This is a genomic window from Streptosporangium sp. NPDC003464, assembly GCF_053588315.1.
The window spans coordinates 1-11252 of sequence record NZ_JBSFPS010000308.1 but is presented as its reverse complement, the minus strand read 5'-3'; the positions used below and the strand labels follow the sequence as shown (position 1 = coordinate 11252).

Genomic DNA, 11252 nt, shown 5'->3' with positions numbered 1-11252 from the left:
GGCCCGCGGTGGAGGCGCTGGCGAGAGTGGCGCTCGGTGCGGACGCCGCGACGCCGGTCGGACCAGGGGCGTTCGCCGCGGCGATCGACCGGCACCCCACTACGACGTCGGCAAACCATCAAGCGAGAAACCACCCTCGCTGCCCGGCTTGGACAGACAGGTTAAAGATCAAGCTTAGGTCAGGGTGCTGAGGCCGTAGCGGGTTCGGGCGCGGCCGGGCTCGGGGCCGGAGCCGGGCGGCGTACCAGGGCGATCGTCGCCACTGCGGCGGCGAGCGCAATCGCCGCCGCGGTCATGGTCGCGGCGTTGAGACCGGCCGCGTAGGCGGCCGGGACGACGGTCGCGTCGGAGACCTGGCTGATCGCCTGCGCGGCCTGGCCTCCGGTGAGAGCCTCCGTCATGGCGGCGGGATCGGGCACCTCGCCCTCCAGGGAATGTTGCAGCGTCGCACGGAAGACGCTGCCAAGCACCGCGATTCCCAGCGCGTAGCCGAGCTGCCTGAACGCGCTGACAGCACCGGCCGCCATCCCACTTCGCTCCGGCGGAACGGAGCCCATCGCCGCCGCCGTGACGTTGGGGAGGGCCAGTCCGACGCCGATCCCGGTGATCGCGAACCCGGGGATGACGGCGGTCCAGCCCGATCTCGCGGTCAGCACCGCCTGGCTCAGCGTCCCGATCCCGATGAGCAGCATTCCGGCGCCGACGGTCCACCGGGGTGACACCCGGTGGAGGAAGCGCCCGGTCAGCCAGGAGGTCACGAACGACAGGCCGCTCATCGGCAGGATGACCAGCCCGGCCCCGATCGCGCTCAGCCCTTGGACGGCCTGCAGCCACAGCGAGGTGTAGAGCAGGTAGGCGAAGGCCGCCCCCGACATCACCAGCGAGGCGATCATGATCCCGGCGAACGTCGGGTTGCGGAACAGACGCAGGTCCAGCAGGGAATGCCGGGCACGGATCTCGACCACGACGAAGGCGGTCAGGGCGGCTGCCCCGATCGCGAACATGCCGAGCGTCGTCGCCGAGGTCCATCCGTTCTCTCCCGCCCTTGTCAGCGCGTACGTCACCGCGCCAGCGGCCAGGACGAACAGCGCCACACCGGGCAGATCGATCCGCCGTGCCACCGGGTCGCGCGACTCACGAACCACCCTCAGGGTCAGCCCCACGGCCAGTACACTGACCGGCAGGTTCACCAGGAAGATCCACCGCCAGCCGAACTCCTGCGTCACCAGCCCGCCCAGGAGCGGCCCGACGCCCGCTGCCGCGCCGTTCACCGCCCCCCAGACGCCGAACGCCACTCCCCGGTCGCGTCCCTCGTAGGAGGCGTTGACCAAGGCGACGGTCGTCGCGAACATCATCGCCGCGCCGGCGCCCTGCACCGCCCGCGCGCCGACGAGCACCACCGCGTCCGGAGCCAGCCCGCAGACCAGTGACGACAGCGCGAACAGCGCCAGCCCGCTCACGTACACCTTGCGGCGTCCCACCAGGTCGGCGAGCGCGCCCGCACCCATCAGCAGCGCGGCCAGCACCAGCGCGTAGACGTCCATGACCCACTGCAGCGAGGAGAACGACGCCTTCATCCCCATCGCGATGTCCGGCAACGCCACCGTCACGATGTTGACGTCCACCAGCAGCATGAACGTCCCGAGACAGACCGCCGTCAGCGGCCACCACTTGCCCATATCAGTCCTCCGTCGGTCGTTGCGGACCGCCAGAGCGGTCAGGCGGCAACGATCGCCGAAGAACTACGAGAGATCCATCCAGGAGGGCGTAAATCCGTATTTTCGACATCTTTTACTCTTGAGTGGTGAATTTCCCCATCGGCGCCGTTGCCGACGACCTCGATCGCAAGCTCATCCACGCGCTGCAGCTGGACGGTCGGGCACCGTTCAGCCGTATCGCCGACGTCTTCGGCGTCTCCGACCAGACGATCGCCCGCCGCTACCGCCGATTGCGCTCGCAGGGCGTGCTGCGCATCGTCGGCGTCCCCCCAGCCAACTACGTCGCCCACGGCCGATGGCTCCTCAGGCTCCGCTGCGCGCCCGGCGCAGCGCAGAGCGTCGCCGCCACTCTCGCGCGGCGTCCTGACACCGCCTGGGTCCAGATCGTCTCCGGCGGCACCGAACTGCTCTGTATCGCACGCACCCGCAGCCAGGTCGAGAGCGAGCAACTTCTGCTGGACGGGTTGCCGCGCGGTAACCGGGTCGTCGCCATCGCTGCGCATTCGGTCCTGCACACCTATTACGGCTCACCCGGCAGGATCCGCAGCCTGGAGGCTCTCAGCCCGGAGGAGGTCCAGCGGCTGAGCCCCGAGCCGGCGCCGGAGATCGACGACATCCAGCCTCTGGACCCTGGCGACCAGCAGCTCCTCGACATCCTGGCCCGTGACGGCCGGGCCGGCCACGCCGAGCTCGCCGCCGCGACCGGCTGGTCGCAGTCCACCGTCGGACGCCGTCTCGACCATCTGCGCGGCATCGGCGTGCTCCACTACTACGCCGAGTTCGATCTCTCATACGTCGGTTTCCATACCGCGGCCCGATTGTGGGCGACGGTCGCCCCCGCGGAGCTGGTCGCTACCGGGCAGGCGCTCGCCGGGCACCCCGAGGTCGTCTTCGCTGCGGCCACCACCGGGCCCACCAACCTGGCCGTCCAGGTCGTATGCCGTAACTCCCGCGAGCTCTACCGTTACCTCACCGAACGGGTGGCCGCCCTGAAGTCGATCGGCCACGTCGAGACCGCCCCCATCGTCCAGAACGTCAAGCGTGTCGGCGCCGTCCTCGACCCGGCCTTCCTGGATACACCGCGCCGCTGACGGCTGAGGCGTTCAGTCCCAGAACGTCTCTTCGAGGGCGCGCGTCACGGTGCCCAGCCCTCTGGCGCCCCCGTGGAGGGGGCGGTTCACTGGCGACCTCACGTAATCAGGTGTCGCCTATCGGCAGGGTCCTGCGGTCGCGGGATCTGAGGAACATCGGAACCGGATCGTGCGCCAAGCCCCGTCCGCGCAGGTCATCGCTGTGCGGTTCCGTGTCGAGTCTCGTCGAGCGTAATTGACCGCAGATACTGCCCTGTTATCTGCGGCATCAATGATCGCGACCTGGAACGACGGCCACCGTCCGCTACGTGAAGCGGCCCTGTTATCTGTGGCAAGGGAGAAGTGGTGCCCACCGTCGTGGCGTTCTCCTCCCGAAGGCGTCCCCAACCCCAAACTAGATCGATCGTTGCAGGTCGCGGGGTGCGTGCCGGACATCGCGGAGACTGGGATTCCGGCACCGGAGGGCAGCGCTGGGATGCGGCCGAATAGGGAATAGGGGTGCCACCGGAATACGGCGTGCCTCCCTTCGACCACCCGAACATTCACCGCAAGAAGTAGGCCTGAGGCCGGACGAAGAGCGCGGCCAGTGGCGCCTGGCCGCCTGAGGTCCGGGCGGCTAGCGTGATCGGGGTCGCGTGCGAGCATCGGACCGCGGGGCGCTGTGGCGGACAAGCTGGAAAACCTGATCGCGGGCATGCTCCTGTTCGGCAGCATCGGATACCTAGTGGGCGCGCTCATCGACGGCTCTCTCTGGGACGGCCCCTCAGGCTCCGGGAGCTCATCCGGCTCCGGGGGGTCGTCCGGCGCGGGCGGCGACTACAGCGGCGGCAGCTACGGCGGCTATGGCGGGGACGGGGGTGACGGCGGCGGCTGACCGTCGCCGGCCCGGCCCGCCCCGGTTCGTGATCAATCGCAGGGGAGCACTCGCCTCTGGCCGGATGAATCCACCGCCGGCCCTCGCCGCGAGAGCCGTCAGGGGCCTGCTGGGTCGTCCTGAGCGGAAAGGGCATCCACCTCCTGCCGCTCAGGGAAGTGACCGTGCTCAGGGAAGTGACCGCGCTCAGGGAAGTGATCGCCTACCTTCGCCACCTCGATCGTCAGCGCCCTTTTCGGGCTTTCGCGAGTGCTGCGCACGTCGTCCAGCAGGCGGTGGAGTTCGGCCCTGCCGGCGGCGCTTTTGCGGCCGACGTTGCCGACGAGTCGCAGCCGGTGCTCAGGGCCCTCCACTCGGGTTGGGGTCCCGGTGGCAATGGAGCAGAATCCAACAGTGTTGCTGCTGACCTACGGAAACTCCTTGAGAAAAGCGATCACGGGACGGCAGGCCCAGAGTCCATCCATGCAGGTCAGACCCATTTCCGTTGGATTTTCCGCGATTGCTACTGGCCCCCTGGTGGAAACGGTCGACGAGCTCGGCGACGAACTCGCCCGTCGCACCCCGTCCGACAAGCCGGAGCAGCGCTGGCAGGCGCTGATCGACAGCTTCGCCACCCATCGGGCGTTGTGGGTGGCCCAACTCGAGGCCGCAGTGCAGTGTGATCGCCGAGCTTCGATCATTCGCCGACCAGCTCTGATGCGGCGGTGGGCAGCGCCGGCGGGGAGATAATCGCCGGCCATCGTTCCGATGCGCCTCACCCCCGTCAGGCGCCCTGCCAGGAGAGGCGGCCTGAGCGCAGGTCGTCGATCACTGCGTACAGCCAGTCCCGCTCGGTCGCGGCGACCGCGCGCAGATACTCGGTCTCCAGCGCGCCCACACGGGCGTGGCCGTCGGTCGTGTGAGCGGCCAGGACAGCGTCCAGCTCGGCAAGGTCGGCGGCGACGTTGTCGGCGCGGCGCTCCAGGGCGGCGAGGGCCTCCTCTGGAGCGATCATGAGCAGGTGGGAAAGGGCTGCGGGGAACTCGGGGAACTCCCGCCTGCGGGTGGCCAGCATCTCGTCCATCCAGGCGCGAGCGGTCGCCCGGCCGTCGTCGGTCAGCTCGTAGACGGTCCGCTCGGGATAGGCCTGGTCGCGCTCGGTGTCACGGACCCGGATCAGGCCCTCGGCGGCCAGCCGGTCGATCGTCCGGTAAAGGCTCGCGCGCTGACTCACGTTGACGACCTGATCCTTGCCCCACTGCTTGATCAGCCGCTGCATCCCGTAGGGGTGCAGCGGTTTGTAGTGGAGCAGGGCCAGCACGGTCAGGGCGAGAGGTGAACTTCGTACGGTCATGCCCGCCATCTTATGCCAGACACTAGTTGACCAATAACTAGTTTCAATGAAACTATTTCGCCTGTGACCGACGAACTCTCCTGAGGAGTGAACATGAGTAGCGTGCGGACGGCCCTGGTGATCGGCGGTGGCGTGGCCGGGCCGGTGACGGCCCTGGCCTTGGCCCGGGCGGGGATCACCGCCACCGTTTTCGAGGCCCACCCCACCGCCGCCGACGGGGTCGGCGCGATGCTGTCCCTGGCCCCCAACGGCCGTAACGCCCTGGGCGTGGTCGGTGCGGATGAGGCGGTCGCCAAGATCGGACAGCCGGTTCCGGGCGTGGTGATGGCCGATGCCACCGGGCGGCGGCTGGCCGACTTCCACGGCTTCCCCGGCCTGCCGCCCACGCTGGCCATGGCCAGGGCCGACCTGTTCCGCGCCCTCGCCGACCACACGGTGGCGCAAGGTGTCGAGATCCAGTACGGCAAGCGGCTGGTCGGCGCGGTCCAGGGCCCGGACGGCGTGACCGCCACGTTCGCCGACGGCACCACGGCGAGCGCCGACGTCCTGGTCGGCGCGGACGGCATCCGCTCCACCGTTCGCACCCTGATCGACCCGGGCGCGCCCGGCCCGGTCTACGGCGGGGTGCTCAGCTTCGGCGGGATCGCTCCCGGCGATGACGTGGAGGCCGAGCCGGGAACGATGTACTTCGCATTCGGCCGCGCGTTCCTCGGTTACTGGGCGCTGCCGGACGGCCGGATCGTCTGGTTCGGCAGCCTGCCCAGCGAAGAGCCGCTGACCTCCGCCCTGGTCCGCGCCGTGCCCGCCGCCGAATGGCTGGAGCGGCTGCGCGCCCTGTACGCCGGGCACGTCCCCGGCCAGACCCTGCTCACCCGCACCGCGCCCGAGGACCTGATGGCCGTCGGCCCGATGGAGGCGATGCCGGACGTCCCGACCTGGCACCGGGGCCGCATGGTCCTGGTCGGCGACGCCGCGCACGCCCCCTCCTCCAGCTCCGGCCAAGGCGCGTCACTGTCCGCCGAGAGCGCCGTCGAACTGGCCCGCTGCCTGCGCGACCTGCCCACCCCGGAGGAGGCGTTCGCGGCCTACGAGCGGCTGCGCCGCCCCCGTGTGTCGATGATCGCCGGGGACGCCGCGGCCAAGAACAAGGCCAAGGCGGGCAAGGCGGGAGACCGTCCCGCGATGCCGGCCCCCGAGCAGATGTTCGCCCCCGTGCACCACCACCGTATCGACTGGGACGCCCGCGTCACCGCCTGACGGCCCGAGGGCAGGTCGCCGCGGACCCGGGCGGAGCGCCTCGAACGGCGGTGCGGCGGATGAGTCACCGCACGAGGACCGGCACCCGCTGCACCTGGTTGTTCGCCATGCCCTGGCGGTTCCACGGCTGTTCGACCGGCTGGACGTTGCCGGCGGCGTCGCTCGCCCGGACGCACAGGTCGTAGCGCCCCGGCTCCCGTGCGTGCCACGTCCACCGCCAGGCCCGCCAGGCGTACCGGCTCGGCTGCGGCCCCAGCTCGGCCTCCGCCCAGGTCGCGCCGCCGTCCACGCTCACCTCGACCCGCGTCACCGGCCCCCACCCCGACCAGGCCCGGCCCGCCACCTCATGGACACCGCGGTCGAGGATGCGGCCGCGGGTCTGGAAATCGGGAAAGCCGGGAGGCTGCATGAGCGCGCGGGGCCGGATCCGGGTCACCGGTTCGCCGTCGTCGTCCGGCCAGTGCTTGATCCGGTACGCCGTGGCGTTCTGGTAACCCGCGAACGGCGTGTCGAGCACCGAGATGCGCACGAGCCATTTCACCTGGGCCATGCCGTACCAGGAGGGCACCAGGAGGCGGAGCGGGGCGCCGTGCTGCGGCGGCAGCGGCTGACCGTTCATGGTGTGCACCAGCAGCACGTCCTCGCGCAGGGCCTCGGCCAGTGGCAGGCCGCGCGTGTAGTCCTGCTCGACGCCGCGCTCGATGCCGTGGTCGGCGCCGGTGAACGCCACGTCGACGGCGCCGTCCCGGATGCCTGCCTCGCGCAGCAGCGGCGCCAGCGGGGTGCCGGTCCACTCGGCCGTGCCGACCGCCTCGTCCAGCCAGGGCTGGCTGATCGGCCGAGGGGCGAGCCGGGCTCGGCCGTTGCCGGCGCATTCGAGCGTGACGCGATGGGTGACGTACGGCCTGGCCCGGATCGCGGCGAGGTCGAGCGTCAGCGGGTGCCGGACGTGACCGTCGATCCGCAGCCGCCACGCCTGGGGGTCGAGGTGGGGGATGTCGTAGTGGATCAGCAGGTAGTGCAGGCCCACCGGGGTGACGTCGTAGCGCAGCGCTTCCAGCGGCATGCCGTGATTGCGCGCCGCGAGCCGGAGCTCGTCCAGTGAGATGTCCTCGCCGGGATCTGCCACTCGCGCCGGTGGGCTGACCGATTCATCGACTGTGGCCATGAGCACCACCCCTTGTTCCGTGTTATCTCCTCGGAGAAGCAGGTGTCCAGCTCCCGGACGGCAAATTCACCGATAAAGCTGATACGTCAGGATGTCTTTACGGCTCCAGCGGCCCGTTCGGACCGCACGCGCCGCGTCACACCCTCACCACCCATGCCCAACAGGCACGCCGAGGACCGTACGGCACGCTGAGCAGCGAAACGGTCCGTCATCGCATCCGGACCAGGGCCGTTCCGATGTCGCTGGTTTCGTTTAGTTCCGTTTGAGGGCCAGTCGTACCGAACGGAAGGCGAGATGACGCCGTTCCGGCATGCTGATGGTGAGTCGGGCGGCGTCGCGGTATGGCTACGTCGCTCCAACCGGATGTAGTAATCGACCGACATCCCGGCCAGGTGCGCGACCTCCTGACGACGGAGCCCAGGCGTCCGGCGGCGCTGACCTTCCGGAAGGCCGACCTCGCCGGGCTTGACCTTGGCACGCCTGTCGCGCAGGAACTCGGGCAACTGGTTCATCTCCCCATCCTGTCCCCATCCTGTCCCCATCCTGCGCCACGAATGACACATTGACCCTGGTACAGCTTGTACCAGCATAAGAAGGGCTCTCCCGCTCGGCCCCGTCCACGGCCAGCGTTGGACCCATGACGACAGCTCTCATCACAGGTGCCAACAAGGGAATCGGCTTCGAGACGGCACGACCGCTCGGCGAGCGGGGGATGACCGTCCTGATCGGCGCACGCGACGAGGAGCGCGGCCGCGCCGCCGCCGACCGGCTCGGGCAGCGGTACGTGCCCCTCGACGTCACCGACCCCGCCAGTGCTCAGGCGGCGGCGAAGTGGATCGAGAAGGAGTACGGCACGCTCGACGTCCTCATCAACAACGCGGGAGTCACCGGCGGGCCGGAGGAGCTCACCCCGAGCGGCATCTCCCTGGAGGCGGTGCGAGGTGTCTATGAGACGAACGTGTTCGGCGTCATCACCGTCACCAACGCCATGCTGCCGCTGCTTCGCACGTCGAAGGCAGGCAGAATCGTCAACATGTCGAGCGAGCTGGGGTCCCTCACCTACGCGAGCGACCCGGAGAGCGCCCTCTGGGCGCACTCCTACGTGGCCTACAACTCCTCGAAGTCGGCACTCAACATGATCACCGTCGCGTACGCCAAGGAGCTCCTCGAGACCCCGATCAAAGTCAACGCGGCCAACCCCGGCTACTGCGCCACCGACCTCAACGGGCACACCGGATTCCGTACGGCAGAGCAGGGCGCAGCGATAGCCGTGCATCTCGCCAGTCTGGACGCGAACGGTCCGACGGGCGCCTTCCTGCAGGACGACGGCGCTTTGCCCTGGTGAGTCGGCGTTGAAGCAGGGGGCCCTTCGATGGGCTCTCTGCTGGTGCTCTGTGTGGTGGCAGAACTGCTACCTGGCGTCTGGGGCCGTTCTTGAGACGGCTTGAAGGAAGTTGACGGGATCTTGTTGTTTCCGGGCTCCTATGGCCGCCGGCCGGGCTGGTTCAGGCTCGTGTGGTGACTGTGGTGAAGGCATCTGGCGGTGTCGGAGCGCTGTGAGTGCACGGGGAGCCGGCCGATGGACGTGCAGAGCCCGGCGGTCGGGGTGATGCTGTGCGGTTGGCGGCGTCGGGGCGGGTCAATCGCATGGGGGTGGGGGTGGCCTGCTTGCGGCTGTAGGCGGCGCAGCAGTGTGCTCGCCGAGTTCGGTCACTTCCTGGGGGATTCTTGGGCGCCCTGGCCCATCCGTGGGTTCCGCGCTGGCTGATCGACCAGGCCGCCACCGACCCCGACTCCTGGCTGCGCGCCAATGCCGCCTCCAACCCCGACCTCAGCGCGCCGCTGCTGGCCGCGCTGGCCGACGACCCCGACAGCACGGTGCGCACCGCCGCCGGCAACGTCCGCCTGCCGACCGCGCTGTTGCACCGGCCGGCGACCACCGACCCCGGCATCTGGGTCCGGTCTGCCCCCGCGAGGTCTTGACGCGGCTGGGACGGGATCGCTCCGCGTGGGTCCGCCAGTGCGTGGCATGGGGCCAGTAAGTCCCTGCAAGATCAACGGTGTTTCACGGTGAGCGGCCTGCCGGATGCAATGGCCTCCGGGGAGGATCGGACCGGATTTTGGCGCTAGAGAGTCGATCTTGACGACGGTTCGGTGACGACGGCTGTTTGCCCTGGTTGAGGGCCATAGCGTGCCTGCTCGTGCGGCCTCCCACTCGGGTCCGCGTCACCCGGGGCAAAGTAACCCTGGGTGACGACGGAGACGGGGGTGCTGTGCTGACCGTGACCCCAGCTCCTAGGTGGATCACCCTGTCAGTGGCTGCTGAGAGGGCGTCAAGGTGGCCGCTTCTGGTCGCGTTATTGGCGCGAGAGTGCGCGAGTGAGTCCTGCCAGGATGGTCGTTGCGAGGATCCACCCTGCAGTGATCATCGCCGCGGCGAGCCACTGTTGTGCGCCGCGCGGGCCGAAGGAGCTCTCCTGTCCGAAGCTGATGATCGGGAGGAGCAGGTCCAGGGTGTAGAGGAAGGCGTTGAAGGGGGGAGCCTCGCCTGGCTTGAAGGCCGGTGGCTGGTGGGCGGTGAAAACGACCGCGCCGATAAGGAGAAGGGCTGCGAGCCAGAGCGCAGCGCGGAAGGGGCGGTAGCCGTACCCGACGGTCCAGTCCTGCACATATCCCCACAGCCGCGCCCCGAGCCGCTGGCCCGAGCGGCGGCGACGCTGTTTGGCCAGCAGCACGTCGCGAGCAGCCTCATCGTGACCCTGCCGGCGGTAGACGGCGGCCAACTGCTCATAGGGTTGAGGTTGGTAGGCATCCCTGGCCAGCCAGACAAGTCGCTCCCGGACAGGCAGGGGAGCCTCCAGGCCGTCATAGGTGAAGCCGTTCATCAGGACGTGAGCAGGCCACCGGCTGGGAGCGTCATCGAGCACGCCGACCCGACTGTCACGACAACCCGCTGTCGATGACGACCCCCTCGGCGGTGAGGCTGAAGCCGCCTGACCGCCCGACCCGTGCGCCATCGAGGGTCATCGTCCCGCCTATCTTGGCGCCGACAACGCGTAACTCACCGTCGATGACGGCGTTCGCGCACAGAAGATCACGGTCGACGATCAGGCCGTCGGCATGGACAGCCTGAAGTGCGTGGATCGCTGCGCCGCTGAGATTCAGTGTCCCGGACACATGGGCCCCGGCAAGCTGGATCGGGCCGGCCATCTCGCAGCCTTCCAGGCGCAGTGCCCCGCCGATCACAGCGTCTACAGCCTGCAGTCCGGGCGCCCGGGAGGCCGCGAGGTCCACCAGGCCGGTGCGGGCTCCGGTGAAGACCGGCGCTTCCTCGAACTCGCACTTGGTCAAGATCAGAGGGTGCTGTACCTCGGCGTACGACAGGTCCAATCGGCCCGCGATCCGGGCGCTGGACAGGTGCATGCCAGGCGTCTGCCCTGCAAGGCGTTCCCGGGCGCCGAGTAACATCCTTGCGATGATCGCAGCCCGAACGGGGGTGCCAGGAAGATCCACAGGACGCGCTGTGGGAAACGCCTCCCAAAGGGCGAGTTCCGGCTCGGACAGATCCTCGATGATCACAGGGCGCTCCTGGAAGGTCGCACGCGTCGGTAAGGAGAGCCTCCAAGGTCACTACCTGTCTTGGCAACCTTCATGCCCGGCCCATCCGGGGTCCCGGTAGTACTGGCGGAAAATCGGGCGGATATGGCTCTGACCTGGGTTTTCGTAAGCGCTCCACCGCTGGGTCTCCCCTGAGTCCATGAGGGTGCGGCAGCCCGTTGCTCCGTTCGGAGAGGGCGGGTTTCGGCGCTCT

Annotated in this window: 12 protein-coding genes; 6 read left to right on the top strand and 6 right to left on the bottom strand. The window is 69.1% G+C overall.

All coding sequences use genetic code 11. The features are described from left to right. Positions 1-179: 179 nt before the first annotated feature. Positions 180-1679 (bottom strand): MFS transporter, encoded by a 1500-nt coding sequence (locus tag ACWDS7_RS41685; RefSeq protein WP_451933785.1) that lies wholly within the window; start codon positions 1677-1679, stop codon positions 180-182. A gap of 125 nt (positions 1680-1804) precedes the next feature. Here ACWDS7_RS41685 and ACWDS7_RS41680 point away from each other — a divergent pair, with 125 nt between their 5' ends. Continuing rightward, positions 1805-2809 (top strand): AsnC family transcriptional regulator, encoded by a 1005-nt coding sequence (locus ACWDS7_RS41680; RefSeq protein WP_451933784.1) that lies wholly within the window; start codon positions 1805-1807, stop codon positions 2807-2809. Between the two features lie 661 nt (positions 2810-3470). Continuing rightward, on the top strand, positions 3471-3683 hold the full coding sequence (locus tag ACWDS7_RS41675; protein WP_451933783.1) for a hypothetical protein: 213 nt from the start codon (positions 3471-3473) through the stop codon (positions 3681-3683). Between the two features lie 98 nt (positions 3684-3781). Here ACWDS7_RS41675 and ACWDS7_RS41670 read toward each other — a convergent pair whose 3' ends face one another. Continuing rightward, positions 3782-4036 carry a hypothetical protein gene (locus ACWDS7_RS41670; RefSeq protein ID WP_451933782.1) on the bottom strand — a complete coding sequence of 85 codons (255 nt, stop codon included), beginning with the start codon at positions 4034-4036 and terminating at the stop codon, positions 3782-3784. Positions 4037-4076: 40 nt separating this feature from the next. Between ACWDS7_RS41670 and ACWDS7_RS41665 the strand changes: the two genes are divergently transcribed. Next, complete coding sequence (locus tag ACWDS7_RS41665; RefSeq protein WP_451933781.1) at positions 4077-4412, top strand: hypothetical protein; 336 nt, start codon at positions 4077-4079, stop codon at positions 4410-4412. Between the two features lie 34 nt (positions 4413-4446). On the opposite strand, the gene ACWDS7_RS41660 is transcribed toward ACWDS7_RS41665, so the two are convergent. Beyond that, positions 4447-5016 (bottom strand): PadR family transcriptional regulator, encoded by a 570-nt coding sequence (locus tag ACWDS7_RS41660; protein WP_451933780.1) that lies wholly within the window; start codon positions 5014-5016, stop codon positions 4447-4449. 93 nt (positions 5017-5109) lie between these two features. Between ACWDS7_RS41660 and ACWDS7_RS41655 the strand changes: the two genes are divergently transcribed. Then, positions 5110-6273 carry an FAD-dependent oxidoreductase gene (locus tag ACWDS7_RS41655; protein WP_451933779.1) on the top strand — a complete coding sequence of 388 codons (1164 nt, stop codon included), beginning with the start codon at positions 5110-5112 and terminating at the stop codon, positions 6271-6273. A gap of 64 nt (positions 6274-6337) precedes the next feature. Here ACWDS7_RS41655 and ACWDS7_RS41650 read toward each other — a convergent pair whose 3' ends face one another. After that, on the bottom strand, positions 6338-7441 hold the full coding sequence (locus tag ACWDS7_RS41650; protein ID WP_451933778.1) for a sulfite oxidase: 1104 nt from the start codon (positions 7439-7441) through the stop codon (positions 6338-6340). A gap of 637 nt (positions 7442-8078) precedes the next feature. On the opposite strand from ACWDS7_RS41650, the gene ACWDS7_RS41645 reads away from it, so the two are divergent. Together ACWDS7_RS41645 and ACWDS7_RS41640 are read left to right on the top strand one after the other, a co-directional pair. Continuing rightward, the gene (locus ACWDS7_RS41645) at positions 8079-8786 is read left to right on the top strand and encodes an SDR family oxidoreductase (RefSeq protein WP_451933777.1); all 708 of its coding nucleotides are present in this window, start codon (positions 8079-8081) and stop codon (positions 8784-8786) included. 383 nt (positions 8787-9169) lie between these two features. After that, the gene (locus ACWDS7_RS41640) at positions 9170-9424 is read left to right on the top strand and encodes a hypothetical protein (protein ID WP_451933776.1); all 255 of its coding nucleotides are present in this window, start codon (positions 9170-9172) and stop codon (positions 9422-9424) included. 374 nt (positions 9425-9798) lie between these two features. Here ACWDS7_RS41640 and ACWDS7_RS41635 read toward each other — a convergent pair whose 3' ends face one another. Further along, complete coding sequence (locus ACWDS7_RS41635) at positions 9799-10326, bottom strand: hypothetical protein (protein WP_451933775.1); 528 nt, start codon at positions 10324-10326, stop codon at positions 9799-9801. Positions 10327-10381: 55 nt separating this feature from the next. Beyond that, positions 10382-11020 (bottom strand): hypothetical protein, encoded by a 639-nt coding sequence (locus tag ACWDS7_RS41630; RefSeq protein ID WP_451933774.1) that lies wholly within the window; start codon positions 11018-11020, stop codon positions 10382-10384. Positions 11021-11252 lie beyond the last annotated feature (232 nt).